Source organism: Achromobacter sp. Root83, assembly GCF_001428845.1.
GTDB lineage: Bacteria > Pseudomonadota > Gammaproteobacteria > Burkholderiales > Burkholderiaceae_B > Achromobacter.
Genome location: NZ_LMIU01000009.1, coordinates 122,502 through 147,325 on the forward strand (window position 1 = coordinate 122,502; position 24,824 = coordinate 147,325).

The 24,824-nt window shown below is 65.5% G+C and carries 26 protein-coding genes; 20 read left to right on the top strand and 6 right to left on the bottom strand.

The window, feature by feature from the left end; genetic code table 11:
* Positions 1-130: 130 nt before the first annotated feature.
* Complete coding sequence (locus ASE30_RS11495) at positions 131-868, top strand: IclR family transcriptional regulator (protein WP_057284436.1); 738 nt, start codon at positions 131-133, stop codon at positions 866-868.
* Positions 869-900: 32 nt separating this feature from the next.
* Here the strand turns inward: ASE30_RS11495 and ASE30_RS11500 are convergent, their stop codons facing one another.
* The 4 genes from ASE30_RS11500 to ASE30_RS11515 form a co-directional block, all read right to left on the bottom strand.
* Complete coding sequence (locus ASE30_RS11500; protein WP_057284437.1) at positions 901-2,067, bottom strand: acyl-CoA dehydrogenase family protein; 1,167 nt, start codon at positions 2,065-2,067, stop codon at positions 901-903.
* Positions 2,057-3,295 carry a CaiB/BaiF CoA-transferase family protein gene (locus tag ASE30_RS11505; protein ID WP_057284438.1) on the bottom strand — a complete coding sequence of 413 codons (1,239 nt, stop codon included), beginning with the start codon at positions 3,293-3,295 and terminating at the stop codon, positions 2,057-2,059. Before ASE30_RS11505 ends, ASE30_RS11500 begins: the two co-directional genes overlap by 11 nt.
* Positions 3,295-4,266, bottom strand: coding sequence for a tripartite tricarboxylate transporter substrate binding protein (locus tag ASE30_RS11510; protein ID WP_057284439.1), 972 nt, complete (start codon positions 4,264-4,266; stop codon positions 3,295-3,297). The genes ASE30_RS11505 and ASE30_RS11510 overlap by 1 nt, the downstream gene beginning before the upstream one ends.
* A 67-nt stretch (positions 4,267-4,333) precedes the next feature.
* A complete protein-coding gene (locus tag ASE30_RS11515) occupies positions 4,334-4,750 on the bottom strand; it encodes a cupin domain-containing protein (protein ID WP_057284440.1) in 417 nt (138 codons plus the stop codon).
* A gap of 163 nt (positions 4,751-4,913) precedes the next feature.
* On the opposite strand from ASE30_RS11515, the gene folC reads away from it, so the two are divergent.
* The 4 genes from folC to purF all read left to right on the top strand — a co-directional run bounded on the left by folC (position 4,914) and on the right by purF (position 9,127).
* Entirely contained in the window at positions 4,914-6,224 is a 1,311-nt protein-coding gene (gene folC, locus ASE30_RS11520; protein WP_057284441.1) for a bifunctional tetrahydrofolate synthase/dihydrofolate synthase, read from the top strand.
* A gap of 72 nt (positions 6,225-6,296) precedes the next feature.
* The gene (locus tag ASE30_RS11525; RefSeq protein WP_057284442.1) at positions 6,297-7,088 is read left to right on the top strand and encodes an SPOR domain-containing protein; all 792 of its coding nucleotides are present in this window, start codon (positions 6,297-6,299) and stop codon (positions 7,086-7,088) included.
* Positions 7,088-7,576 (top strand): CvpA family protein, encoded by a 489-nt coding sequence (locus ASE30_RS11530; RefSeq protein WP_057284443.1) that lies wholly within the window; start codon positions 7,088-7,090, stop codon positions 7,574-7,576. The genes ASE30_RS11525 and ASE30_RS11530 overlap by 1 nt, the downstream gene beginning before the upstream one ends.
* 30 nt (positions 7,577-7,606) lie before the next feature.
* Complete coding sequence (gene purF, locus ASE30_RS11535; RefSeq protein WP_057284444.1) at positions 7,607-9,127, top strand: amidophosphoribosyltransferase; 1,521 nt, start codon at positions 7,607-7,609, stop codon at positions 9,125-9,127.
* 55 nt (positions 9,128-9,182) lie between these two features.
* Here purF and ASE30_RS11540 read toward each other — a convergent pair whose 3' ends face one another.
* Positions 9,183-9,962, bottom strand: a complete 780-nt coding sequence (locus ASE30_RS11540) for a GntR family transcriptional regulator (RefSeq protein WP_057284521.1) — start codon at positions 9,960-9,962, stop codon at positions 9,183-9,185.
* 207 nt (positions 9,963-10,169) lie between these two features.
* On the opposite strand from ASE30_RS11540, the gene ASE30_RS11545 reads away from it, so the two are divergent.
* The 11 genes from ASE30_RS11545 to ASE30_RS11595 all read left to right on the top strand — a co-directional run bounded on the left by ASE30_RS11545 (position 10,170) and on the right by ASE30_RS11595 (position 19,727).
* The gene (locus ASE30_RS11545) at positions 10,170-11,027 is read left to right on the top strand and encodes a fumarylacetoacetate hydrolase family protein (protein ID WP_057284445.1); all 858 of its coding nucleotides are present in this window, start codon (positions 10,170-10,172) and stop codon (positions 11,025-11,027) included.
* On the top strand, positions 11,024-12,025 hold the full coding sequence (locus ASE30_RS11550) for an ornithine cyclodeaminase family protein (RefSeq protein ID WP_057284446.1): 1,002 nt from the start codon (positions 11,024-11,026) through the stop codon (positions 12,023-12,025). Before ASE30_RS11545 ends, ASE30_RS11550 begins: the two co-directional genes overlap by 4 nt.
* A 57-nt stretch (positions 12,026-12,082) precedes the next feature.
* Positions 12,083-13,183, top strand: a complete 1,101-nt coding sequence (locus ASE30_RS11555; protein ID WP_057284447.1) for a cupin domain-containing protein — start codon at positions 12,083-12,085, stop codon at positions 13,181-13,183.
* A 26-nt stretch (positions 13,184-13,209) separates the two neighbouring features.
* Positions 13,210-13,701, top strand: a complete 492-nt coding sequence (locus tag ASE30_RS11560) for an aromatic-ring-hydroxylating dioxygenase subunit beta (protein WP_057284448.1) — start codon at positions 13,210-13,212, stop codon at positions 13,699-13,701.
* Positions 13,702-13,715: 14 nt separating this feature from the next.
* Positions 13,716-15,005, top strand: a complete 1,290-nt coding sequence (locus ASE30_RS11565) for an aromatic ring-hydroxylating dioxygenase subunit alpha (protein WP_057284449.1) — start codon at positions 13,716-13,718, stop codon at positions 15,003-15,005.
* 2 nt (positions 15,006-15,007) lie between these two features.
* Positions 15,008-15,337, top strand: coding sequence for a non-heme iron oxygenase ferredoxin subunit (locus ASE30_RS11570; protein WP_057284450.1), 330 nt, complete (start codon positions 15,008-15,010; stop codon positions 15,335-15,337).
* Positions 15,334-16,578 (top strand): FAD-dependent oxidoreductase, encoded by a 1,245-nt coding sequence (locus ASE30_RS11575; protein ID WP_057284451.1) that lies wholly within the window; start codon positions 15,334-15,336, stop codon positions 16,576-16,578. Before ASE30_RS11570 ends, ASE30_RS11575 begins: the two co-directional genes overlap by 4 nt.
* The gene (locus ASE30_RS11580; protein WP_057284452.1) at positions 16,575-17,006 is read left to right on the top strand and encodes a nuclear transport factor 2 family protein; all 432 of its coding nucleotides are present in this window, start codon (positions 16,575-16,577) and stop codon (positions 17,004-17,006) included. The genes ASE30_RS11575 and ASE30_RS11580 overlap by 4 nt, the downstream gene beginning before the upstream one ends.
* A 31-nt stretch (positions 17,007-17,037) precedes the next feature.
* Complete coding sequence (gene hpaH, locus ASE30_RS11585; protein ID WP_057284453.1) at positions 17,038-17,844, top strand: 2-oxo-hept-4-ene-1,7-dioate hydratase; 807 nt, start codon at positions 17,038-17,040, stop codon at positions 17,842-17,844.
* Between the two features lie 5 nt (positions 17,845-17,849).
* The gene (hpaI, locus tag ASE30_RS11590) at positions 17,850-18,647 is read left to right on the top strand and encodes a 4-hydroxy-2-oxoheptanedioate aldolase (protein WP_057284522.1); all 798 of its coding nucleotides are present in this window, start codon (positions 17,850-17,852) and stop codon (positions 18,645-18,647) included.
* An 87-nt stretch (positions 18,648-18,734) separates the two neighbouring features.
* Positions 18,735-19,727, top strand: coding sequence for a tripartite tricarboxylate transporter substrate binding protein (locus ASE30_RS11595; protein ID WP_057284454.1), 993 nt, complete (start codon positions 18,735-18,737; stop codon positions 19,725-19,727).
* Between the two features lie 42 nt (positions 19,728-19,769).
* Here the strand turns inward: ASE30_RS11595 and ASE30_RS11600 are convergent, their stop codons facing one another.
* Positions 19,770-20,699, bottom strand: coding sequence for a LysR substrate-binding domain-containing protein (locus ASE30_RS11600; RefSeq protein WP_057284455.1), 930 nt, complete (start codon positions 20,697-20,699; stop codon positions 19,770-19,772).
* A gap of 95 nt (positions 20,700-20,794) precedes the next feature.
* On the opposite strand from ASE30_RS11600, the gene pcaH reads away from it, so the two are divergent.
* From pcaH to ASE30_RS11620, 4 genes are all read left to right on the top strand, one after another.
* Positions 20,795-21,505, top strand: coding sequence for a protocatechuate 3,4-dioxygenase subunit beta (pcaH, locus tag ASE30_RS11605; protein ID WP_235515253.1), 711 nt, complete (start codon positions 20,795-20,797; stop codon positions 21,503-21,505).
* Between the two features lie 2 nt (positions 21,506-21,507).
* A complete protein-coding gene (gene pcaG / locus ASE30_RS11610; RefSeq protein ID WP_057284457.1) occupies positions 21,508-22,098 on the top strand; it encodes a protocatechuate 3,4-dioxygenase subunit alpha in 591 nt (196 codons plus the stop codon).
* Between the two features lie 10 nt (positions 22,099-22,108).
* Complete coding sequence (locus ASE30_RS11615) at positions 22,109-23,491, top strand: 3-carboxy-cis,cis-muconate cycloisomerase (RefSeq protein WP_235515254.1); 1,383 nt, start codon at positions 22,109-22,111, stop codon at positions 23,489-23,491.
* Positions 23,492-23,730: 239 nt separating this feature from the next.
* Positions 23,731-24,747: a tripartite tricarboxylate transporter substrate binding protein gene (locus tag ASE30_RS11620; RefSeq protein ID WP_057284459.1), complete on the top strand. Its 1,017-nt coding sequence runs from the start codon at positions 23,731-23,733 to the stop codon at positions 24,745-24,747.
* Positions 24,748-24,824 lie beyond the last annotated feature (77 nt).

The following is a 24,824-nucleotide window of genomic DNA, read 5'->3' on the forward strand; positions in this document are numbered from 1 at the left end:
CGGCGAGGAGGCGTCTCGGAGGAACGCGCTGTTTTCAGGGAATTCTCAGTTACCATAACGACACGCCCGCAGGGAACTTTAGCCCCCGCGCCCGCGGATGGTTCACGTGCTAAAGAGTTCGGATCGGGCAATGAGTGTCAAGACGGCGCTGCGAGTTATCGAAATCATCGAAACCTATGCCCGCGAGAAGCGCGCGCTGCCGCTGTCGGAGCTGGCCCGCCTGCTGGATGTCCCCGTTTCCAGTTGCCTGGCGCTGATCCGCACCCTGACCGGCTTGGGTTATCTCTATGAAACCGGGCGCCGGCAGGGTTACTACCCCACCGGGCGCCTCTTGGCCATGGCGCAGCGCATCGCGCGCGCCGACCCGGTCCTGGATCGCGTGTATCCCAGTCTCACCGAATTAAGGGACGCCACGCGTGAAACCATCGTTTTCGCCAAGCTGGCCCAGGATGGCCGCGTGGTCTACCTGGATGTCCTGGATTCGCCGCATACGATCCGATACGCGCCTGTAGCCGGCGAGTTCAAGGACGTTCATGCAAATTCACTGGGGAAGGCGCTGATATCGGCGCTGGATGAACCAGCCCGCGAAACCCTGCTGGCCGGCATCGCCATGACACGCTACAACGACCGCACGCTGGTGACGCGGGACGCCTTGCTGGCGGACATCGAACTGTCGCGCCGGCGCGGGTGGTTCATGAACAGCGGGGAATCCATCGCCGACGTCGGGGCCATCGCCTGGCCGGTCACGCTCTCCGGAGAGCGCTACGCCATTTCGGTGGGCGGTCCGATCTACCGGATCGAGCCGCAACAGGAAGCCTATGCCCGCATCCTGCGGGCCGCCTGCACGGGGCTGGAACAGCAGGCCTGACCCCCGCCGCTTGGCGGGCGGGAGTCGCGCGCTCAGTACGACTTCGGCAGCCCGAGCACCTTCTCCGCGATGAAGCACATGATCAGTTGGGGGCTGACGGGCGCGATACGCGGGATGAAGCTCTCGCGCAGCAGCCGTTCCACGTGGTATTCCTTGGCGTAGCCCATGCCGCCCAGCGTCATCACGGCCGTCTGGCAGGCGTTGTAGCCCGCTTCGGCGGCCAGATACTTCGCCGAGTTGGCGTAAGGGCCGCAAGGCTTGCCGGCGTCGTACAGGCTGGCGGCCTTGAACACCATCAGGTCCGCGGCCTCCAGTTGCATCCACGCTTGCGCAAGCGGGTGCTGGATGCCCTGGTTCTGCCCGATGGGACGGCCGAACACGGTACGCTCGCCGGCGTACTTGACGGCCCGGTCCAGCGCCGCGCGGCCGATGCCCACCGCTTCCGCGGCGATCAAAATGCGCTCCGGGTTCAGGCCGTGCAGGATGTATTCGAACCCCCGGCCTTCCTCGCCGATGCGATCGGCGACCGGAATGCGCAGTCCGTCGATGAACAGCATGTTCGAGTCCACCGCCTTACGGCCCATTTTTTCGATCTCGCGCACCTCGATCTTCTCGCGGTCCAGGTCGGTGTAGAACAGCGACAGGCCTTGCGTGGGCTTGTCCACCTCGGACAGCGGGGTGGTGCGCGCCAGCAGCAGCATCTTGCTGGCCACCTGCGCGGTGGATATCCAGATCTTCCGTCCGTGCACGATGTACTCGTCGCCCTGGCGCACGGCGCGGGTGCTGAGCTTGGTCGTATCCAGGCCGGCATCGGGTTCGGTGACGGCGAAGCAGGCCTTCTCGCGGCCGGCGATCAGGGGCTCGAGCCAGCGGCCGCGCTGCTCGTCGCTGCCGAACACCACGACGGGGTTCAGGCCGAAGATGTTCATGTGGACGGCGGAGGCTCCGGTGAAACCGGCGCCCGACGCGGCAATGGTCTGCATCATCAACGCGGCCTCGGTCATGCCCAGGCCCGCGCCGCCGTACTCCTGCGGCATGGCGATCCCCAGCCAGCCGTCGCGGGCCAGGTCGGCGTGCAACGGTTCCGGAAAGCCGCCTTCGCGGTCGCGTTCCAGCCAGTATTCGTCGGGATAACGGTCGCAGATGCGGGAAACGGCGTCGCGCAAAGCCAACTGATCGGGGGTGAATTCAAAGTCCATCTTCGTTTCCGTCTTGGGTAATGCCGCGGGCGACCATGGCGTCGATGCGGTCCGGCGGGTAGCCGGCCTCGGCCAGCACTTCGCGGCTGTGCTGGCCCAGCCTTGGGGCGGGGCGGCGTATGGATGTCGGGGTGCCTTCATACCGGCCCAGCGGGGCGGTGGTGCGGATCCGGCCTTCCGAGGGGTGGTCCATTTCCTGGATGAAGCCGGTGGCGGCCAGATGTTCGTCCTGGAGCAGTCCGTCGACCGTGTAGAGCTGCGAGGCGGGAATGTCCGCCCGCGCCAGATCGTCCAGCCAATCCTGGCTGGGACGCGTGGCGATCACATCGGCCACGAAGGCATAGACTTCGCCGATGTTCGCGGCGCGCGCGCCGTGCGTGCAGAAGCGCGGGTCTTGCGACAGTTCGGGCCGGCCGATCAGGCCGAAGAAATTGCGCCAATGCTTGTCGTTGTAGATCAGCAGGCAGATGTAGCCGTCGGCCGTCGCGTAAGGCCGGCGATGCGGCGCCAGGAGGCGCGCGTATCCCGTCGGCCCCAGTGGGGGCTCGAAGGTGGCGCCGCCCAGATGGTCGCCCAGGACCAGGTGGGCCATCCCTTCGAACATGGGAATCTCCACCTGCTGGCCGCGGCCGCGGGTCCTGGCGCTGAGCACCGCCGACACCAGCGCGATGCCCACGTGCAGCCCGACCGTGCGGTCGGCCAGCGTCAGCGGCGCGTATCGGGGCACGTCGCCGCTTTGCTGGGCGGACAGCGCGGCGATGCCGGTCTGGCCTTGAATAAGGTCGTCGTAGGCCGGGCGGCCGGCATAGGGGCCGGCCTCGCCAAAACCATAGGCGCCCACATACACGATGCGTGGGTTGCGGGCGGCTACTGCGTCATAGGACAGGCCCAGACGCGCCATCGCCTGCGGACGGATGTTGTAGAGCAGCGCGTCGCAGCTTTCGGCCAGCTTGAGGCAGGCCGCCAGGCCTTCCGGGGTCTTCAGATCCAGCACGATGGACCGCTTGTTGCGGTTCAGATGCAGGTAGAGGTGCCCCATGCCAGGGTTGCGCATGGGGCCGACGGCCCGCATGTTGTCGCCGGCGGGCGACTCCACCTTGATCACGTCCGCGCCCAGGTCGGCCAGCACCTGGGTGGCGTACGGCCCCATCACGACTGAACTGAGATCCAGGATGCGCACGCCGCTCAACGGGCCGGCGACAGGCGTATCGGGGATGGGCTGGTCCATCATTGCGGTTCGATCCCCGCGTCGCGGATCAGCTTGCCCCACAGGTCGCGCTGTTCGCTGACGAACTGGGCGAAGGCTTCGGGGGTGCTGGAGAAGGCGTCGAAGCCCAGGCCAGCCAAGCGCTTTTTCACGTCGGGCTTGGCCACCACCTGGTTGATGGCGGCGTTCAGCTTGGCCACGATCTCGGGCGGCATGCCCGCCGGGCCAAAATAGCCGTTCCACGAATTCAGATCGAAGTCCGGCACGCCCGACTCAGCCATGGAAGGCAGGTCCGGCACGATGGTGCTGCGCTCCGCCGTGGACACGGCCAGCGCCCGCAACTGGCCGGACTGCACGAAGGGCAGGCCCGAGGCCAGGTCGGTGAACATGAAATCCACCTGGCCCCCGACCACGTCGGTCAGGCTCTGGGGCGTGCCTTTATAAGGTACGTGCAGGATGTCGATCTTGGCGCGGTTGGCCAGGGTGGCCCCAGCCACGATGCCCGTGCTGTTGCCGCTGGCGTAAGTGATGCGGCCCGGATTCTTCTTTGCATCCGCCACCAGGTCGCCCACGGTTTTCCAGGGACGCTTCGGATTCACCACCAGAAGGAAGGGCAGGTTGCCGCCGCGGGCGATCGGGGTGAAGTCCTTGACCGGATCGTACGGCACGTTCTTCATCAGCCACGGAGCGGCCGAATGCGAGGTGTTGGTCGTGACGAACAGCGTGTAGCCATCGGGCTTGGCCCGCGCGACGTAGTTGGCCGCGATGGTCGCGTTGGCGCCGGGCTTGTTTTCCACCACGATCTGCTGGCCCAGGATGGCGGACAGCTCGGAACCGAAGATCCGTCCTACGGCGTCCGTTCCTGAACCGGCGGGGAAGGGCACGATCAGGGTGATCGGCTTGGAGGGGTAGTCGGCGGCATGGGCGGCGGGGGCGGCCATCATGGCTGCGCCGCTGACCAGCACGGCGCCTAGCAGGCGTGAAGGTTGCATGGGTTTGTCTCCTGTGTTTTCAAGGTTCGGTGCGGCTTCTGCGGCCGCTGCCGGTTACAGCGCCGCATCAAGCGGCAGGGGGTGGCGCCGGGAAGTCGCGGATCACGCGGTCGGGGGATTCTTCATACGGAGGCGTGTAGATGACCAGCAGGCGGGCTGGCTCTTCGCTGGTCACGGTGAAGACGTGGGGAATGTCGGGCGGGAAGTAACAGCAGTCGCCCGGCCCCATGTCGGCCCATTCGTCCTGGACCTGGGCGCGGGCAGTTCCCGAAATCAGATAGCAGACCTGTTCGATGCCGGGGTGCGCATGCGGCAGGGCGCCTTTGCCCTTGTCGATGACGCCCAGCAGAACTTCGACGCCACGGGCGCCCACCGTGTCCGGGCCAATGAGCCGGCGGTTGAGCGTGCCGGTGTGGTTCGCGGGGTGGTAGCCCGGCACGTCGGCCTCCCGGACCAGCCATGCAGGGGTCTTGCGCTGCGTCATGTCGCTTCCTTTAATTTTTCATACATGAATTTATTTTCACGTATGAAAAAAACATCGGCAAGCAATTTTTCGATGCGGATACCGTGCCGCGCTCTAGGGGATTAGGGAAAACACCGTGCGCGCACTGCTAAAATCCAAGGCTGACCTTACTCTCGCCCCCGCCATGTCTTCTGCCCGCACGCCCGACGCTTCCGCCACCCTGTCCGATTGGCTGCAGTACCTGGAGTCCATCCACGCCACGGCGATCGACATGGGCCTGGATCGGGTGCGCGAGGTGGCCGGCCGCATGGGCCTGGAGCTGTCCGGCGTGAAATTCGTCGTGGGCGGCACCAATGGCAAGGGCTCCACCTGTGCCATGCTCGAGGCCATCCTGCTGGCCGCGGGCTACAAGGTCGGCCTGTATACCTCCCCCCACCTGATCGATTTCAACGAGCGCGCGCGCGTCAATGGCCAGATAGCCACCGACCAGGAACTGATCGCCCAGTTTCAGGCGGTCGAGGCGGCCCGCGGCGACGTGTCTCTCACTTACTTCGAATTCACCACCCTGGCCATTCTGCGCCTGTTCTCGCAGACCCGGCTTGACGCCGTCGTCCTTGAGGTGGGCCTGGGCGGCCGCCTGGATGCCGTGAACATCGTCGATGCAGATTGCTCCATCGTCACCAGCGTCGACCTGGACCACACCGACTGGCTGGGCGACACGCGCGAGATAATCGGTTTCGAGAAAGCGCATATCTACCGTGCCGGCCGGCCCGCCATTTGCAGCGATCCGGTGCCGCCGCAATCGCTGCTGGACTATGTGGAAACCATTGGCGCGGACCTGTGGCTCTTTGGGCGCGACTACAACTATTCGGGCGACCGCCAGCAATGGGCCTTCGGCGGACGGGAACAGCGCCGCAGCGCGTTGGCCTATCCGGCCTTGCGCGGCGCCAACCAGCTTCTGAACGCCTCGGCCGCGCTGGCCGCCCTGGAGTCCGTGCGCGATCGCCTGCCGGTGCAGCAACAGGCCGTGCGGCTGGGGCTGCTGCAGGCGTCGCTGCCCGGCCGTTTCCAGATCCTGCCGGGCCAGCCCACGGTGATCCTGGACGTGGCGCACAACCCGCACGCCGCCGCCGTGCTGGCGCAGAACCTGGACAACATGGGGTTTCATCCCTATACCCACGCGGTGTTCGGGATGCTGAACGACAAGGACCTGGCCGGCGTCGTGGCCAAGCTGGGTTCGCGCGTGGACCACTGGTACTGCGCCGGCCTGCCCGGGCCGCGCGGCACCCCCGGCCAGGCGCTCGCGGACCAGGTTGCCGCCGCGCTGCCGCCTTCGCCCGCGGGGGGCGAAAGCCCCTCCATCGCCGCCTACGCGGATCCTGCCCAGGCCTTTGCCGCGGCGCGCGAACGGGCAGGGGAGAATGATAGAATCGTGGTGTTCGGGTCGTTTCTCACCGTAGCCTCGGTTTTGCAGGCTCTGGGTCGCAAGGCATAGGCAAATCGGGCCAATCGCGTGGTGGCGGCCCGCCGCCGTATTGCCGCAAGGCGCCGCAAGGAATTCTCTTCCATGGGTTTTTTCAAACGCAAAGATCCTGCCGACCAGGCGCAGTCCGCCAAGCGGGCGGCAGTGCCTAGCGAGGTCCAGGCTGCGGAGCTGCGCGGCCGCGCGCGGCGCAGGCTGGCAGGCGCCGTGGCGCTGGTGCTGGCAGCCGTCATCATCCTGCCCATGGTGCTGGACTCGCAACCCGCGCCGGTTGCCGACAACATTCCCATCAAGGTGCCGGAACGCAATACGCCGTTCCAGCCGCAGATCTCCGAACCTCAGGTCGCTCCCCCGGCCACGCCCGCCACGGGCGCCACGCCCGCGGACCCCGCCGCCGTTCCCACACCGCCCGCCGTGACGTCCACGCCGCCGCCAGTTGCCGTCGCGCCGGTCACGCCGCCCGCCACGCAGCCGGCCGTCACGCCGCCCAAGCCCGAAGTTAAACCCAAGCCCGAGCCCAAGCCGGCCACGCCGTCCAAGCCGGATACACGTTCCGACGACGGCGCGCGCGCCCTGGCGCTGCTGGAAGGCCGGTCCGCGGCCGCGCCCAAGCCGGCCGCGCCTAAGCCGGCCGCCACCAAAGGCAATTTCGTGCTGCAGATCGCCGCCTACACCACCTCGGAAGACGCCCAGTCGCGTCGCGGCAAGCTGCATCAGGCCGGCGTGACCAACGCATTTGTCGAACAGGCCTCCGTCGGAGGCAAGCAGCAGTACCGTCTGCGGGTGGGGCCTTTCCCCTCGCGCGAGGCGGCACAGGCGGCCCAGGCGCGATTGCGCACCCTGGGCTATGACAATGGTTTCATTGCCGCCCAATAGTGACCGGTTTCGACTTCGTCGTGCTGGCCATCCTGGCGGTATCGGGTGTGCTGGGCCTGGTGCGCGGCCTGCTCAAAGAGGTGCTGTCGCTGGTCGCCTATCTGCTGGCCTTCGTGGCCGCGATATGGTGGGGGCCCACGGTCTATACCTGGCTGGAGCCCTATATTGAAACGACGCTGCTGCGCATGGGGGTTTCATATGCCGTGGTGTTCATCATCGTGTTGCTCGGCGTGGGTTTGGTCAATATGACACTTGCCGCCTTGATCCGCAGCACCGGACTGAGTCCCGCCGATCACGGCCTGGGCGGTATGTTCGGGCTGGCCCGTGGCCTGCTGATCGTGCTGGCGCTGGTCGCCGCCGCAGGTTATACGCCGCTGCCGGAAGAGCCGTGGTGGAAGGACGCCATGTTTTCGCATTCGGCCATCGAGGCCATCAAACATATCAAGACGTGGTTGCCGCCATCCCTGGCGACATGGCTGCCGTATTGATTAGCTTCAAATCAACCAGGAAATCTCACCATGTGTGGAATCGTAGGGGTCATCGGGCGCGGGCCGGTCAACCAGCTGCTCTATGACAGCTTGCTGCTGTTGCAGCATCGCGGGCAGGACGCCGCGGGCATCGCGACGTCGCAAGGCAACCAATTCAATATGTACAAGGCGCACGGCCTGGTGCGCGACGTGTTCCGCACGCGCAACATGCGCGCCTTGCCTGGAACTTCGGGCGTAGGCCAGGTCCGCTATCCGACCGCCGGCTCCAGCGCCAGCGAAGAAGAAGCCCAGCCGTTCTACGTCAACGCGCCGTTCGGCATCATGTTGTCGCACAACGGCAACCTGACCAACTGGCGTGAACTGCGCGAATCGCTCTACCGTGTCGATCGCCGCCACATCAACACGAATTCCGATTCGGAAGTGCTGCTGAACGTGCTAGCGCACGAGCTGCAATCGTCGGCCAACGGCGTGTCGCTCGACGACGACGCCATGTTCCGCGCGGTGTCGGCCCTGCACAAGCGCGTGCGCGGCGCCTACGCCGTCGTGGCGCAGATTTCCGGCTATGGCCTGCTTGCCTTCCGCGACCCCAACGGTATCCGGCCCCTGTGCATTGGCCGCCAGGAGACCGAAGAAGGCGTGGAATGGATGGTGGCCTCGGAATCCGTGGCGCTGGAAGGCAGCGGTTTCGCCTTCGTGCGCGATGTCGAGCCGGGCGAAGCGGTGTTCGTCGACCTGGACGGCCGGTTCGTTGCGCGCCAATGCGCCGACAATCCGCAACTGGTGCCGTGCATTTTCGAATACGTCTACTTTGCCCGCCCCGATTCGATGATCGACGGCGTGTCCGTGTACGACGCGCGCCTGCGGATGGGTGAATACCTGGCCGACAAGGTGGCGCGCAACATGCGCCTGGGCGATATCGATGTCGTCATGCCGATCCCGGATTCCTCGCGTCCCGCCGCCATGCAGTTGGCCGCGCGCCTGAACCTGGACTACCGCGAAGGGCTCATCAAGAACCGCTACGTGGGCCGTACGTTCATCATGCCGGGCCAGGCCGTGCGCCGCAAATCCGTGCGCCAGAAGCTCAATGCCATCGGCATGGAGTTCAAGGGCAAGAACGTGCTGCTGGTCGATGACTCCATTGTGCGCGGCACCACCAGCCGCGAAATCGTGGACATGGCCCGGGCGGCCGGCGCCAACAAGGTGTACTTCGCCTCGGCCGCGCCTCCGGTCCGCTTCCCGAACGTGTACGGCATCGACATGCCCACGCAGAGCGAGCTGATCGCCACCGGCCGCACTGACGAGGAAATCGCCCGCGCGATCGGCGCCGACAGCCTGGTGTACCAGGACCTGCACGACATGCAGCAATCGGTCCGGGACCTCAATCCCAAGCTGTCGCGCTTCGAGGCCTCTTGCTTTGATGGCCAGTACATCACCGGCGACATCACGCCGGAATACCTGGCCCGCCTTGGCCAGTCCCGCTCGGAGCCCGGCCAGGAAGAAGGCGCCAGCGGTTTGCGCTTCAACATGGGCTACGCCGCCAGCGACGCCTGACCGTCATCGCGGTTGGCCTGCGAAAAAATGCCGTCCCTTGGGACGGCATTTTTTTTCACTGGTCCGCCAACGGCTTGGCGAGGGGGCTTTGCTCCGGCGCCAGCGATTCCGCCGCACTGGCGCTCAACGCCATGCTGTGGCGCTCCGTCTTGATGGAATCCAGCATCACTCGTTTGTTCTCGCGGCTGCGATAGGCATGCTCGCGCATCAGGCTTTCGGCGCGTACGGCTTCGCGCCGGGTGATGGCTCGCAGCAGGTCTTCATGGTCGGCCTGCGCGCGGAGCACATAAGGCGTCTCGACCGTGGACGGCGTGGACGGCAGGGTCAGCGCGGCGGGGCCCGCCAACGGCGTCTTGTTGTTGTGTTCCAGGGCCGACAGCAGGGCGCGGTTTCCGGCAGCCTCGCACAGGATTTCGTGAAACTGCTGGTTGATGCTGCCCCAGGCCCTGGCATTCACCACAGCGTTGGGATCTCGCACGGCGGGCGCCAGCAACTGACGTCCCGCGTCGACCGTCTCGGTCAGGCGCGCCAGTACCTCCGGTGAGACGCCGCGCTCCGCGAGCAGGCGTACGGCCATGCCTTCAAGCACGCCGCGGACGTCGACCGCATCGCCGATTTCGTCGACAGTGAAGGCGCGGACGCGAAACCCGCGCGAAGGCAGCCGCTCGAGCAGGCCTTCTTTCTCCAACTCCGTCATGGCGATGCGCAGCGGCGTGCGCGACACCCCCAGGCGCGCCGAAAACTGCAATTCGACGACCCGCTCTCCGGGCGCGAGTTCGCCCGAGAGAATCATGTCGCGCAGTTCTGAGATGACTTTGTCGATTTGTGCGGCCATGTCGGTCCAGTCCATTAGGGGCTGACAGTGTACGGCGCATTGCATGCAATCGAGCATTCCTGAAAGCAAAAAAGCTTGCGAAAAATCAATATTGCATGCAATATTTCAAAAAACGCGCCGGAGCGAGCGGTAATTCGGTGTCATTGCATGCAAAGCCGCGCTGGCTATGTTTTTAAACACGGCGCCGGCCTGATTGGAGGAGACAAGATGAAGCTTCAGAGCTTCCTGCACGGCGGAGCCCCGGCGTGGGGCATACGCCAAGACGAACACGTCCTGCTCATGACGGCGCACTGGCCCGATATGAGCAGTGCGCTGGCCGCCGGGCCTGATCGCCTGGCGCGGGCAGCGCGCGAGCCCGGGGCGGTACTGGAGGCGGCCGGATTGCAATGGTTGCCCCCGGTGGTGGCGCCGCACAAGATCCTGTGCGTGGGACTGAACTATGGGCGTCATGTGATCGAGGCCGGTCGCGAACTTCCCAAGCATCCGTCGGTCTTTGCGCGCTACGCCGATTCACTGGTGGGTCACGAGCAACCGGTCTGGCGGCCGCGCGTTTCGGAAAAGCTAGATTTCGAAGCCGAATTGGCGGTGGTTATCGGCCGCGGCGGCCGCCACATTCCCGCGGAGCGGGCTCTCGAGCATGTGGCTGGCTATACCTGTATGGCCGAGAACTCCGTGCGCGACTTTCAGAAACACAACGCGCAGGTTACGCCGGGCAAGAACTTCGAGCGCTCGGGCGCCCTGGGTCCATGGCTGGTCACGGCTGACGAGCTGCCCGATCCGGCCGAGCTGCGGGTGCGCTCGTATCTCAACGGGGAGCTGATGCAGGACGGCGCATTGTCCGATCTGATCTTCTCCATTCCAACGCTGATTGCGTACATCAGCACCTTCACCCCGCTTGCGGCCGGCGACGTGATCGCCACCGGCACGCCCGAAGGCGTGGGCGCCACGCGCCAGCCGCCGCGTTTCTTGCGCGATGGCGACGTGTTTGAAGTGGACATCCCCGGCGTGGGCCGCCTGGTGAATCCGGTGATCGACGAACCGCAACAGAACAAGGCCGAGCAATGACGCAAGCGATTCGATATCTGTCCGAGGCCGATGTGGTTGGCGTGCTGGACATGCCACGCGCGATCGATGCACTGGCCGACACGCTGGCGCTGCAGGGCCAGGGCCAGGCCCGCAATGTGCCCAAGGCGCTGGCCACCTGGGGCGACGGCAGTTCCATGCATGCGCTGGGTTCGGTCGTGACCGGGGAGGGCGGTGTCTGCGGCTTCAAGAACTGGGTGCATACCCGTCAAGGCGGCGGTTCGGTCTTCACGCTGTTCGACGCCGACCGGGGAACCTTGCTGGCCGTGATAGAGGCGCGTGCACTCGGCATGTTACGCACGGCGGCCATCACGGGCCTGGCCACGCGCACATTGGCGCCGGCGTCGCCACGGCATGCGGCGCTGATTGGTACGGGACCGCAGGCGGTCACCCAGCTCGCGGCGCTGGCCGCGGTTCGCCAGCCGCAGTCGGTACGTGTGTATAGCCCCACGCCGGAAAAGCGCGCGGAATTCGTGCGCCAGGCGCAGGGCCGCTACCCGTTCTCCATCGAGGCGGCGGACAGCCTGGAACAGGCGCTGGCCGGCGCGGAAATCGTGACCCTGATCACGCGCGCCGAGCAGCCCTTTGTCGATGCGGCAGCGCTGCGCGATTGCCGCCATCTCAATGCCGTGGGCGCGATCCTGCCGGCCAAGGCGGAGTTCGCGCAAGACGTTTTCGAGCGTGCCGACCTGGTGGTCGTCGACGATCTCGAGAACGCACGCCGCGGTTCCCGCGAACTTCGCGAACGCTATGGCGCTGGCGTCGAGCCCTGGGAGGGCGTGTCGGTGCTGTGCGATCTGTTGGCGCGCGGCGCGGGCTCGCAACGTCCGCCGGACGCGCGCATGACGCTGTTCAAGGGCATGGGCATGGGGCTTTCCGATCTGGCCCTGGCCCGCGTGGTGTATCAGGCCGCGTGCGAACGCGATCTGGGTCAGCGCCTGGCGCCGCAGACCCGCGAAAACCTGCTGCTGGCGCGCTGAAGCGGGGCACGAAAACAATCCGGCGGGCCGGTCCCGCCGACAGACGAGGAGAACGAGATGTTCGTGGACGTGAGCGGGGCGGCGCCCCGCCAACAGAATATGTGGCCGTCGATCGTGATCGCGAAGGAAGACATCGATCTTGAGATCGCGCGTTTGATCGACGCGCCGCGGCCGGCCAACGGCCGCCGCGCCAGTTTGATCGTGCACCCAGAGGCGACCGCGCCGGGTCTGGGCCTGGCGCCCGGCACGGATGTCACGATCAACGTGGTCAATCCGGGAGAAAGCACGCTCAACCTGCGCAAGAACTCCAACATGCTGGAGATCTGTATCAGCGGGGAAGGGGTGGCCACGGTCGGCGGCCGTTCCTTTTCCATCGGCAAGTGGGATGTGTGGAACACGCCGTCGATGCAGGTTCACAGCTATCGAAACGACGGCAAGACGCCCTGGGTGCGGCTGTCCTACTCCAACGCGCCGCTGCTCGAAAAGCTTGAAGTGCATTTCGTCGAGGAATTCGAAGGCGAGGTTGCGCCATCCGATGCCAACACCACGCGCCGCGAAGGGCCGCAGGCGGGCGCGGCCCGGGCCCGCGACCTGGCGCTGAACACCCCTGTGGGCGCCGATGGCGCGCGGCTGCTGGGCTATGAATGGCTGATCGACATCGACGTGCTTGAGTCCAAGGCGCTGCACTGGCCCTATGCCAGCGTGGCAGAGCACTTGCCGTCGGTGGAGGACATCGCCAAGGGCTACAACGGCCGCCGCCTGTTCGTGCTTTACAACCCGGCCACCGAACGGCGCATCGGCACCACCCACAGCTTCTTCGCCACCATCTCGAGCTCGCCGCCCGACAACCATCATGTGCCGCACCGCCACAGTTCTTCGGCCATCAACTATTACCTGCGCGGCGAAGGCTATAGCAAGGTCAATGGCGTGCGCCTCGACTGGAAGGCCGGCGATCTGATCCTGTCGGCACCGGGCTGGGCCATGCATTCCCATCACACCAAGAACAGCACCACGTCTTCGCTCACCGTGCAGGACCATCCACTGCAGATCGCGATGGAATCACTGATCTGGCAGGAGCGGATGCAGGAACCCATACTCGCGCTCGGGAGCCAAGGCGGCTTCGAAAGCAACCGGGCCCAGCTCGCCGCGGCGCGCTGACGTCAAACGCAAGGATCCGTACCCCTATGTCCCAGCTTAATGATCTTTCCCCGGCCGCGCTGCGCGCCGAACTGCGTGATCTCTATGAAGACTACGCCGTGTGCCTGGACGAGGGTGACCTCGAAGCCTGGCCCGGTTTCTTCACCGAAGATTGCCACTACCGCGTGCTGTCGCGCGAGAACCATGACGCCGGCCTGCCGTTGGGCCTGATCTACTGCATGAACAAGAACATGCTGAAAGACCGGGTCACGGCGCTGCGCGAGACGACCATGTTCGAACCCCGCTCGCTGCGCCATTTCATCAGCGGCGTGACCGTGCGCGAGCGCCTGGGCGACCAGGTCGTCGCCCAGGCCAACTTCGCGATCATGGAATCGCTCTCGGATCGCGAGCCCAGCCTGAACATGGTTGGACGTTACCTCGACACCTGGCGTCAGACCGACGCGGGCTGGCGCCTGGCCAGCCGCGACTGCGTCTACGACAACTACCGGGTGCGCACCTCGCTCATCGTGCCCATCTGACTCTGGAATCCGCCATGACCTGCACCCATACCGAATCCCACGAGGCCTGTGCCTCGCACGCGCCGGCCATCGCCGAGCAGCCTGTCCATATCGAACGCCGCTGGCCCGCGGAAGGCCATACCCGCATACCCAACTGGGTCTACACCGATCCGGCCGTGTTCCAGAAGGAGATGGACATCTTCTTCAACGGCAAGACCTGGAACTATATCGGCCTGGAATGCGAGGTGCCGGAGGTCGGTTGCTACAAGCGCAACTGGATAGGCACCAGCCCGGTCGTCATGGTGCGCACCGAAAGCGGCGAGATCGCCGTGCTCGAAAACCGCTGCGCGCATCGCGGCGCGCAGATCTGCTGGCAGAACACCGGCAAGGTGACCGACTTCACCTGCCCGTACCACCAGTGGAACTACGACCTGAACGGCAATCTGCAGGGCGTGCCGTTTCGCCGAGGCGCGATGGGCAAGGGCGGCATGCCGCGCGATTTCGATCCCAAGCAGAACGGGATCCGCAAGCTGCGCAGCGTCAACCGCGGCGGGTCGATCTGGGCCACGTTTTCCGACGAAGCGCCCAGCTTCGAGGAATTCTGCGGCGCCGAGGTGCTGGCGGAAATCGATCACATGCTGCCCGGCAAGAAGCTCAAGCTGCTGGGCTACAGCCGCCAACTGATCCCCAGCAACTGGAAGATGTACCTGGAGAACCTCAAGGATCCCTACCACGCGACCCTGCTGCACACCTTCTACATCACTTTCGGCCTGTGGCGCGCCGATTCCAAATCCGAGTGCATACCCACCGGCGGCGGCGCGCACAGCGTGATGGTGTCCCACAACGAAGGCAAGAAAGTCACGGAGGCCACCTCCGAGATGAGCCGCTTCCGCAACGATCTGGAGTTGCTCGATCTGGAAACCGTGACGCCCCGGGCGGAATTCAACCGGGGGCGAGTCGGGGGCGCATGGGTGTTCCCGGCGGCGCAATTCGGCATCCAGGCAAATTCGCTCAAGACCCGGCACGTGATTCCGCGCAGCCCGACCGAACACGAACTGGTCTTCACCTACTACGGCTACGAAGACGACGACGAGGAAATGACGCGGCTGCGCCTCAAGCACGCCAACCTGCTGGGACCAGCCGGTTTCGTGTCGATGGACGACAGCGAAATGCTGAACCAGGTGCAGATCGGCGTCACCGGCTACCCGGATGCGCGCGGCATCGTGGAGATGGGCGGGCGCGACACGGAACCCGCCGACTACATGGTGACCGAAGTGCTGATCCGCTCGTTCTATCAGTATTACCGCCAGGCGATGGGGTTCTGATCATGGTCGATACCGAAGTGTGGAAGCCGGTGGCGCTGGTGAAAGACATTTCGCCCGACACGCACACCTTGCGCGTGATGCTGGAGGGCGAGGCCGTCTGTCTCTATGAACTGGACGGCAAGGTCTGCGCCACGCAGGACAGATGTCCGCACGGCAACGCCAGCCTGGCCGAAGGCTGGGTCGAGGACGGCACGGTCGAGTGCCCGCTGCACCAGGGCGTGTTCGACATCGCCAGCGGCAAGCACCAATGCCCGCCCGTGACCACGGACCTGCGTTGCTACGACGTGCGGGTCGAGGACGGCACCGTGTTCCTGCGCGCCGAGGCAGCATGAACTCGCCCGGCACCATGCTCATCGTGGGTGCGGGCCAGGCGGGTGCCTGGGCCGCGCGTACGCTCCGCGAGCACGGCCATACCGGCCGCATCGTGCTGTGCGGCGCGGAGCGGCACGCGCCCTACGAGCGCCCGCCCTTGTCCAAGGGGCTGATCACCGGCGCCAGCAGCGCGGAGCAGGCCGAACTTCTGGGCTTGGCCGAGATGCAGGAACGCGCCATCGAGTTCCTGCCAGCGCTGGAAGCCGTGAAGATCGACCCGGCGCGGCGCGTCGTGCGCTGTAACGACGGGCGCGAACTTGGCTACGACAAACTACTGCTGGCCACCGGGGGGAGTCCCTGTCGCCCGTCCTTGCCGGGGCTGGACAGCCCGCGGGTGCGCACGCTGCGCACGCTCGACGACGCCTTGGCGCTGCGCCGGGCATTCTCTGAAGCGCCGCGCGTGACCATCATCGGCGGCGGCTGGATCGGGCTGGAGACGGCCGCCACGGCGCGCACGCTGGGCTGTGCGGTCACGGTGATCGAGGCTGGCCCGCGCCTCTGCGGCCGCAGCCTCATGGCGCCGGTATCGGAATGGCTGCTTCAACGCCACGAGGCCGCCGGCGTCAGCGTGCGGCTGGCGCATGGCGTGACGGCGCTCGACGATCACGCCGACGGCACCGAGGTGCGGCTTGACGACGGCAGCACGATCATCGCCGATCTGGTGCTGGTGGGCGTGGGCATGCAGCCCAACGACGCGCTGGCCCGCGAGGCCGGGCTGGATTGCGCACGGGGCGTGCGCGTCGATGCCGCTTGCCGCACCTCGGATCCGTACATCTACGCGGCCGGCGACGTGGCGGTGCTGACGCATCCCCGCGCGCCGCAGGGGTTGAGGCTGGAGTCGTGGCAGAACGCCCAGGATCAGGGCGTCGCGGCAGCCCGCGCCATGCTGGAGCAGGCAGTCGCCTACTCGCCGGTGCCGCTGCTGTGGTCGGAGCAGTATGAACACATGATCCAGATCGCCGGGTTTCCGGGCCTGGCGCAACGCACGCTGTGGCGCGCCACGGCCGGGGGCGGCAGGCTTTACCTTGGCGTGGACGCCGCCGGCGTGGTGGTGGCTGCGGTGGGAATCGATGCGGGCCGGGATTTCCGGGCCGCGCGCAAATCGGTCGAGCAGGACGCGCAAGCGCCATTCACCGGCTACCAATCCTGTGATGCCCCGGCCGCCGCCGGGCCCGTCCCGACTTCGGAGTTGACGGCATGAACGACAAGACTTCCCTGCGCTGCGAGGACGCCGCTGCCCAGGTGCTGAACTTCTTCGCGGCGCTGGACCAGCGGCGCCACGACGACGTCGCCCAACTGATGGCAAGCGATGGCATATGGCACCGGCAGGGCCGCGCGCTGACCGGTCCTGCCGACGTGGCCGCGGCGCTGGCGGAACGCGACCCCGCGCGAGAAACCGCGCACATCGTCACCAACCTGCGGGCCGAGCTTACCGATGCCGGCCGCGCCCGGGTGCGATTCTATCTGCTGGCCTACGAGAGCCGGACCGATGGCGGACCGCAGGAAGCCGCGCCGCGTCTGGTGGCGATCCGTTCCTGCACCGACGAGCTCGTGCACACCGAATCCGGCTGGCGCTTCGCCAGCAGGGCAAGCCACCGCCACCTGCCGCCCGAGGCGCACGCGCGCTGACATCCGAATCCTTTCCCGAACGAGGTCATTCATGGCTCTAGCCGCCACCACCATCGATGCCATCGCGCGCCGCCTGCACGAGGCGGAACGCTCCCGCACCCAGATCCGCCAGGTATCGCTCGATCATCCCGAGATGGATATCTCCGATGGCTACGCCATCCAGCGCCGCTGGGTCGAACTCAAGCTGGCCGAGGGCCGCCGCCTGGTCGGCCACAAGATCGGGCTCACCTCGCGCGCCATGCAGTTGTCGTCACAGATCGACGAGCCCGATTTTGGCGCGTTGCTCGACGACATGCTGTTTGCCGACGGCGCCGCGATCGCGCGCGATCGCTTCATCGTGCCACGGCTGGAGGTCGAACTGGCCTTCATTCTGGACAAGCCGCTGCGCGGTCCGAACGTCACGCTGTTCGATGTGCTGGATTCCGTGCGGTACGTGATTCCGGCGCTGGAGATCATCGATGCGCGTTCGCACCAGATCGATCCCGAATCGCGCCGGCCGCGCAAGGTGTTCGACACCATCGCCGACAACGCCGCCAATGCCGGCGTGGTGATGGGCGGGCGCCCCGTGCGTGTCAACGAGTTCGACCTGCGCTGGGTTGGCGCCATCCTGTCGCGCAACGCCGTGATCGAGGAGACCGGCCTGGCCGCCGGCGTGCTGAACCATCCCGCCAACGGCGTGGTGTGGCTGGCCAACCGGCTTGCCGGACACGACGTGGCCCTGGAGCGCGATCAGATCGTGCTGAGCGGTTCCTTCACGCGTCCGGTCTACGCCGAACGCGGCGACGTCTTCCATGTCGACTACGGCCCGCTGGGCGCCGTGAGCTGCCGCTTCGAGTGATGATCATGAAAACACCGGGCAATACCTTCAAGGCCGCGCTGGCGCGCGGCGAATCGCAGATCGGGCTGTGGCTGGGCCTGGCCAATGGCTATGCCGCCGAAGTGGTGGCGGGCGCCGGCTTCGACTGGCTGCTGATCGATGGCGAACATGCGCCCAACACGCTGGACAGCATCCTGGCGCAACTGCAGACGCTGGCCGCCTATCCGCTGGAGCCCGTGGTGCGGCCCGCCTGGAACGATCCCGTAGAGATCAAACGCCTGCTCGACCTGGGCGCGCGCACCTTGCTGGTGCCCATGATCCAGAGCGCCGACGAAGCCGCCGCGGCGGTGGCCGCGATGCGGTATCCGCCGTCCGGCATGCGGGGCGTGGGCAGCGCGCTGGCGCGGGCGTCGCGCTGGAACCGCCTGCCTGCCTATCTGGACGAGGCCAATGCGGCGATGTGCACGCTCGTGCAGGTCGAGACCCGGCGCGGCATCGAGGCGCTGGATGAAATCTGCGCGGTCGACGGGGTCGACGGCGTATTCATCGGCCCGGCGGACCTCGCGGCCGATTACGGATATCTGGGGCGGCCGGGCGATCCGGCGATGCAGCAGATCATCGAGGCGGCGCTGGCGCGCATCCGCCGCCACGGCAAGGCGGCCGGCATCCTGGTCAGCGACCAGAAGCTGGCCGAGCGTTATATCGAATGCGGCAGCCTGTTCACGGCGGTGGGCGTGGATGCCACGCTGCTTGCGCGGGCGGCAACGGATCTGGCGGCGCGGCATGGACGCGCCGCCAACAGTGGCGCAGCGGGCGTCTACTGAATCAGAGCCGGCGGCGATTCCGCCGGCGTTTTTTGCAAAACCGGAAGGCCGGGACAAGGCCTACGGCAAACCTAAGGAGACAACGACATGAACCTCGCCAAGTCAACGGGCGCCCTGTGGGCGGCCAGCATCGCATCCAGTATCGCCCTGATCGCACCGGCCGGTAGCGCCGTGGGCGCGGAAACCTGGCCCAGCCGCTCCATCAATCTGATCGTGCCGTTCCCCGCGGGCGGCGGCGGCGACACGCTGGCGCGCCTGGTGAGCGAACCGCTGGCGCGCGAACTCGGCCAGACCATCGTGATCGAAAACAAGCCCGGCGCCGGCGGCAACATCGGCACCGCCACCGCGTCGCGCGCGGAGCCCAACGGCTACACGCTGGCCTACGCCACCAATGGCACGCAGGCGATCAATCACTGGCTTTACAAGACCACGGGCTTCTCGCGCGACGATTTCGAGCCGATCTCGCGCCTGACCACGATCGCCGCGGCGGTCGTGGTCAATCCTGCCGATCCCTACCGCTCGCTCAAGGACCTGCTGGACGCGGCGCGCGCGAAGCCGGGCGCGCTTACCTGTGGATCGGCCGGCAACGGCACCACCTCGCACCTGGCCTGCGAACAGCTCAAGCAGATGGCGGGCGTGAACATCGTCCATGTGCCCTACAAGGGCGGCGCCGCCGCCATGACCGATCTGATGGGCGGCCGCCTGTCCCTGCTGATCGACGTGATGCCGAACGTCGCGCCGCAGATCAATGCGCAGCGCCTGCGAGCGCTCGCGGTCACCACCAGCGAAAGAGTCGCTTCCAATCCGGACATTCCTACCGTGGCCGAGGCCGGCGTTCCGGGATATTCGTTCTTTGCCTGGGATGCGCTCTACGCGCCCAAGGGCACGCCGGCAGCGGTGCTCGACCGCATGAATGCGGCCGTGAACAAGGTGCTGGCCGAGCCCGCCGTACGCGCGCAATTGGAGGCCCGTGGCGCACAAGCCGCGCCGACCTCCCGCGAGGGGCTGCGGGCGTTCTCCAGTGAAGAGTACGACCGGCTCGGCAAGGTGGTGCGGACTGCAGGCGCCGTGATCGACTGATACGTCCCGAAGCGGCGCGTTGACGAAGCGCGCCGCTTGCCGTCACCGGTTGCGCGTCAAGCCCGCCTCCTTGAAGGCGTCGAACAGCCCGATGCCGTGCGATGAAAGCGTGACATCCGTTCGCCGCAGCAAACCGATGGGTTCGTCCGTCCCGCCGAAGGGCATGGGAACGTGCATCAATTCGCCGCTGACCACGTAGCTCTCGACGAGGCTCGCGGGGACGAACCAGATCGCGTCGTTGCGCAGTGTCAGTTCCAGATTCAGAGAAACCGAAAGGCTGCTGATCACCGCCGCCCGTTCGGGCATTCCGAAGGCCGCCAACACGCTGTCCGCCGACTGCCGGATCAGGGTGCCCGCGGGCGGCAGGACCAGGTCGTACGAGACGAGCGTGCTTGCGGTGATGGGGCCTCGCAGGATGGGATGCCCCGCACGCACCACGACCGTAAGCGGTTCACGAAAGAGGTGCTCGAAGCTCATTCCCGTCATGGAAGAAGGCTCGCCCAGGCGGCCGACCACGAAGTCGACCTCCGCCGCTTTGAGACGCCGCAACAACTCCAGGTTGTGTCCGGTTTGGACTTCAACGCTCACCAAGGCAGAGGACCGCCTGAATGCCGCCAGGGCAGGGGGGCACAGCACGCGCGCGAGGGTGGGCAGTATGCCGATCCGCACGACCTCGGGAACCCCCTGAAACTCCCCTCGCAGCTTTTGCACGCCTTCCTGGAGCGCGGAGAGCGAGGCGTTGGCGTAGGGGGCGAACATGCGGCCATGATCGGTCAGCTCCGCCCCTTTGCGCCCTCGATCGAATAGCCGGCTGCCTGTCGCCGCTTCCAGTTCGGCCAGCGTTTTGGAGACGGCGGGTTGCGTGATGGCCAAGGCTTCGCTCGCTCTTTGAAGGCTGCGTAGCTGAGCGACGGCGATGAAACACTGCAGATGCCGCAGTTTGATCCGATTGCCGTAGAGGTCCAAATCCATAACTTTTTGAGCCGTCTTGTTGTAAGAAAGATCACTATATATAACTTTAGGTCGTGGTTAAAGTCGTCCTATCCAAATAGTGAATGGGGACCGCCTTGAGCCACCACGACACCCTTCTTCTTACTCCCCGCGATTGGCAGGGGAATCCGCCGTATAAGCATCCTGCCTATAAATCCTCGGTGTTGCGCAGCCCGTCGCTGCCCCTGGTTCCTGTCAAAGCCGCGCTGGGAAACCGTCTGGCGCCGGTGTATGGCAGCGAGCTCTTGGGGGCCTCGGATCACGACCTGACAAGCAATGCCGCAAAAAACGGCGCGCCCATCGGTGAGCGCATCATCGTGACGGGCCGGGTGCTCGATGAGTCGGGCAGGCCAGTCCGTCACACGCTGGTGGAAATCTGGCAGGCCAACGCGGCGGGCCGGTACGTACATAAAGGCGACCAGCATGACGCGCCCCTTGACCCCAATTTTCTGGGCGCGGGCCGCTGCATCACCGATGACCAGGGCCGATACCGCTTTGTCACCATCAAACCGGGCGCCTACCCCTGGGGCAACCACAGCAATGCCTGGCGTCCCAATCACATTCACTTCTCCCTTTTCGGGCAGTACTTCGGCTCGCGCCTGGTGACTCAGATGTACTTCCCGGGCGATCCGTTACTGGCGCTGGACCCGATCTTCCAAGGCGTACCGGAACATGCGCGCGACCGCCTGGTAGCGCGGTTTTCCCTGGAAGCGACTCAGGAAGGCGTCGCGCTTGGCTATGAATTCGACATCGTGTTGCGCGGTGCCCGACAGACCCCCACGGAGTAACCATGAGCGAACTGAAGCAGACCCCTTCCCAGACGGTAGGCCCGTTCTTCGCATACGGTCTTTGCCCCGAGCAATACAACTTCGACTTCAAAAGCCTGTTCACCGCGAATGCGGCCGAACCCCACGCCGCGGGCGAACACATCATCGTCATGGGAAAGGTGTATGACGGAAGCGGAGCCGCCGTGGGTGACGCTATCGTCGAGTCGCTGCAGGCGGACGCGTCGGGCCATTACGTCGCCAGCCAGGAGGAAGCGTCGGCCCGCGGATTCACAGGATTCTGCCGCGTGGGAACAGGCACCGAGCAGGGCAACGCCTACGTGATCCGCACCCTCAAGCCGGGCCCGGTCGCGCCGGGCGCGGCACCTTGCATCGACATCATTCTCCACATGCGCGGCATGTTGCTGCACGCCTTCACGCGGCTTTACTTCGAGGATGAGCCCGAGGCGAATGAAGGTGACGCCGTCCTGGGCAGAGTTCCCGCGGAACGCCGACGGACGCTCATCGCGAAGCTCGACCCTGACAGTTCGGTGAAGCTGTATCGCTTCGATATCCATCTGCAAGGACCGGACGAAACGGTCTTCTTCGACTATTGATGGAGCGATGATGGGCACGCTGACAGACTTGATACGCGGCCATCCCGCCATGAATGCCGTCTGGTCCGAGGCCGGGACGCTGCAGGCCATGCTCGATGTCGAGGCGGCGCTGGCAACAAGCTGTGCCGAGCATGGCGTCATTCCATTCGATGCCGTCGCCCCGATCGTTGCCGCGTGCCGAGTCGAGCTGTTCGATATCGACAGCCTGAAAAATGATGCCACCGCGGGCGGAAACCTGGCTATTCCGCTGGTTCGGCAACTCACGGCGGAAGTAAAGCGCACTGACAGTAAAGCGGCCGGGTATGTGCACTGGGGCGCGACCAGCCAGGACATCATCGACACGGGCCTGGTGTTGCAACTGCGTTCCGCGCTCGACATCCTGCGGCAACAGTTGGACCGTCTGGCATGTGGCCTGGCCGCGCTGGCCAGCGAGCATCGCGCAACGCCGACTGTCGGCCGCACTTGGCTGCAACAGGCCCTGCCCATGACGTTCGGGCTGAAGTTCGCGCAGTATCTCGATACCGTGGGCCGTTTGCAGGACGCCCTTGCGGCGCACCAGGAAAGTGTTGCCGTGCTGCAGTTCGGCGGGGCGGCCGGCACGCTGGCAAGCCTGGGAGAGCACGCGTTCGCCGTCTCCCGGGCCCTGGCGCGCCAGCTCGGCCTGGCACTGCCCGATGTCCCCTGGCACACGCAACGCGACAGACTGGTCTCGGTCGCGGCGTGGATGGGCATGGCGACCGGCGCATGCGCGAAGATGGCGCGCGATATGAGCCTGCTGGCGCAAACAGAGGTCGGTGAAGTCGCTGAAGCAAGCGGCAAGGGAAAAGGAGGTTCTTCGACCATGCCGCACAAACGCAATCCGGTGGGTTGCGCATCCGTGCTCAGCGCCGGCTTGCGGGCGCCGCATCTGGTCGCCACGCTTTTCAGTTGCATGGTTCAGGAGCATGAGAGGGCGCTGGGCGGTTGGCAGGCGGAATGGGATGCCCTCCCGGAGCTTGCGGTGATAACAGGCGGAGCCGTTGCCACCACGGCAGACATCATGGCGGGGCTGGAAGTGCACTCGGATCGGATGCTGCGCAACTTGAACGCCACGCAGGGTCTGATTCAGGCGGAAGCGGTCATGCTCGAGTTGGGCAAATGCATCGGGCGTCTGCCCGCGCACGAGCTGATCGAGAAGGCGTCTCGCCAGGCGGTGGTCTCGCAACGCGCGCTGCTGGATGTGCTGTCCGAAGATACCGCGGTGACCAAGGTGGTCTCGCCGGAGCGCCTGGCCCATTTGCTTAGCCCACTCAACTATTGCGGGCAGTCCATGCACTTCGTGGATACGGTATTGGGCCGGTACCGCGAGCGGGTGGATAGCCCGGACGCTGTAGGTCGGACGGAGCAGGAGTAAGTAGAAAACGCAGAGTGCTTCCCCATACCCCGCGATGCGTCGCGGGGCGCTGGTGCTTGCCTGAAGAATGGCTGTACGCCTGCGTTTCAGGGAAAACGTGAACGCAAAAAGGTGCGTCAATTCATTGAACAATACTTAGGTCTCTAATATTATTTTTGGTGCGCGTTCGGAAGATGCCAGATGGCAAAGATCATCGGCACCATCCCTCACCAGAAGGCGCACATCCCATGGAGACAATCATGTTCAAGAATCGCCCGAAGAATATTTCTTCCTGTCAGAACGCCCGGTTGGGTCTCGCGCTCGCGGCCATCTTCTGCACGCTCGCCGTGCCTGCGACTGCAGTCGCCGATGACGCCGCGACGTTTCCCTCGCATTCCATCCGCTTTATCGTTCCGTACGCCGCCGGCGGATTGCCTGACACGGTTGCGCGAGTCGTGGCGCAGCGCATCAGCCAGAATCTTGGACAAGCCGTGGTGGTGGAAAACAAGCCGGGCGCGAACGGCGTGATCGCCGCGCAGACACTGACGAGCAGCCCACGCGACGGCTACACCTACCTGGTGACGGACGGGTCGATGATGTCGATCAACCCCGCGCTCTACAAGGACTTGTCCTACGATCCCAAGCGCGATTTCGTTCCCGTGTCGCTGATCGCCACGTCTCCGTTGTTTCTGGCTTCCAACAGCCAGAGCCATATCAACTCGCTCCAGGAATTCGTGGACCGGGCCAAGCGCGAGGGTGGAAAGATGAACTACGGATCCTCCGGGGTGGGCAGCACGCATCATCTCACCATGGAGGCGCTGAACGTCGCGCTCAGCTCCAAGGTCACCCACGTGCCGTTTCGCGGCTCGGGGCAATCCGTACCCGCGATGATCGGCGGTCAGGTGGATGTGGTTTTCGCGGCCTTGCCGTCCCTTTCAGGGTTCGCGGAAAAAGGGCAGGCGAAGATTCTCGCGACCAACAGCGGCAAGCGTTCCGCCCTGGCGCCCGATATTCCTGCCATAGCCGAAATCGTTCCCGGGTTTGACTTCGCGGTGACGGTGGGCGCTTTGGGCGCATCGGGCATTCCTCCCTTCGCCGTCAAAAGGATGAGCGAAGAGATTGCCAAGGCGGTCAGGGATCCGGCGGTCGTCAAGCAGTTCAACACCCTGGGTATCGAGCCCGTGGGCGGCACGCCCGAAGCCTATCAGGGTGCGATCGAGGCCGAAGGGAAGCGCTACGAGAGCGCGATCAAGGACGCGGGTATCAAGGCAAATTGAAGATGCCCTGAAGCGTCGAAAGATCCACCATTGAATAAATGCTTAGATCTCTAATATAATTGACTCATCGGCAGGCC

What these genes read in the sequence shown, in the direction of transcription:
- ASE30_RS11495 (WP_057284436.1), top strand. Translation starts at nt 131, where the DNA reads ATGAGTGTCAAGACGGCGCTGCGAGTTATCGAAATCATCGAAACCTAT.
- ASE30_RS11500 (WP_057284437.1), bottom strand. Translation starts at nt 2,067, where the DNA reads ATGGACTTTGAATTCACCCCCGATCAGTTGGCTTTGCGCGACGCCGTT.
- ASE30_RS11505 (WP_057284438.1), bottom strand. Translation starts at nt 3,295, where the DNA reads ATGGACCAGCCCATCCCCGATACGCCTGTCGCCGGCCCGTTGAGCGGC.
- ASE30_RS11510 (WP_057284439.1), bottom strand. Translation starts at nt 4,266, where the DNA reads ATGCAACCTTCACGCCTGCTAGGCGCCGTGCTGGTCAGCGGCGCAGCC.
- ASE30_RS11515 (WP_057284440.1), bottom strand. Translation starts at nt 4,750, where the DNA reads ATGACGCAGCGCAAGACCCCTGCATGGCTGGTCCGGGAGGCCGACGTG.
- folC (WP_057284441.1), top strand. Translation starts at nt 4,914, where the DNA reads ATGTCTTCTGCCCGCACGCCCGACGCTTCCGCCACCCTGTCCGATTGG.
- ASE30_RS11525 (WP_057284442.1), top strand. Translation starts at nt 6,297, where the DNA reads ATGGGTTTTTTCAAACGCAAAGATCCTGCCGACCAGGCGCAGTCCGCC.
- purF (WP_057284444.1), top strand. Translation starts at nt 7,607, where the DNA reads ATGTGTGGAATCGTAGGGGTCATCGGGCGCGGGCCGGTCAACCAGCTG.
- ASE30_RS11540 (WP_057284521.1), bottom strand. Translation starts at nt 9,962, where the DNA reads ATGGCCGCACAAATCGACAAAGTCATCTCAGAACTGCGCGACATGATT.
- ASE30_RS11545 (WP_057284445.1), top strand. Translation starts at nt 10,170, where the DNA reads ATGAAGCTTCAGAGCTTCCTGCACGGCGGAGCCCCGGCGTGGGGCATA.
- ASE30_RS11550 (WP_057284446.1), top strand. Translation starts at nt 11,024, where the DNA reads ATGACGCAAGCGATTCGATATCTGTCCGAGGCCGATGTGGTTGGCGTG.
- ASE30_RS11555 (WP_057284447.1), top strand. Translation starts at nt 12,083, where the DNA reads ATGTTCGTGGACGTGAGCGGGGCGGCGCCCCGCCAACAGAATATGTGG.
- ASE30_RS11560 (WP_057284448.1), top strand. Translation starts at nt 13,210, where the DNA reads ATGTCCCAGCTTAATGATCTTTCCCCGGCCGCGCTGCGCGCCGAACTG.
- ASE30_RS11565 (WP_057284449.1), top strand. Translation starts at nt 13,716, where the DNA reads ATGACCTGCACCCATACCGAATCCCACGAGGCCTGTGCCTCGCACGCG.
- ASE30_RS11570 (WP_057284450.1), top strand. Translation starts at nt 15,008, where the DNA reads ATGGTCGATACCGAAGTGTGGAAGCCGGTGGCGCTGGTGAAAGACATT.
- ASE30_RS11575 (WP_057284451.1), top strand. Translation starts at nt 15,334, where the DNA reads ATGAACTCGCCCGGCACCATGCTCATCGTGGGTGCGGGCCAGGCGGGT.
- ASE30_RS11580 (WP_057284452.1), top strand. Translation starts at nt 16,575, where the DNA reads ATGAACGACAAGACTTCCCTGCGCTGCGAGGACGCCGCTGCCCAGGTG.
- hpaH (WP_057284453.1), top strand. Translation starts at nt 17,038, where the DNA reads ATGGCTCTAGCCGCCACCACCATCGATGCCATCGCGCGCCGCCTGCAC.
- hpaI (WP_057284522.1), top strand. Translation starts at nt 17,850, where the DNA reads ATGAAAACACCGGGCAATACCTTCAAGGCCGCGCTGGCGCGCGGCGAA.
- ASE30_RS11595 (WP_057284454.1), top strand. Translation starts at nt 18,735, where the DNA reads ATGAACCTCGCCAAGTCAACGGGCGCCCTGTGGGCGGCCAGCATCGCA.
- ASE30_RS11600 (WP_057284455.1), bottom strand. Translation starts at nt 20,699, where the DNA reads ATGGATTTGGACCTCTACGGCAATCGGATCAAACTGCGGCATCTGCAG.
- pcaG (WP_057284457.1), top strand. Translation starts at nt 21,508, where the DNA reads ATGAGCGAACTGAAGCAGACCCCTTCCCAGACGGTAGGCCCGTTCTTC.
- ASE30_RS11615 (WP_235515254.1), top strand. Translation starts at nt 22,109, where the DNA reads ATGGGCACGCTGACAGACTTGATACGCGGCCATCCCGCCATGAATGCC.
- ASE30_RS11620 (WP_057284459.1), top strand. Translation starts at nt 23,731, where the DNA reads ATGTTCAAGAATCGCCCGAAGAATATTTCTTCCTGTCAGAACGCCCGG.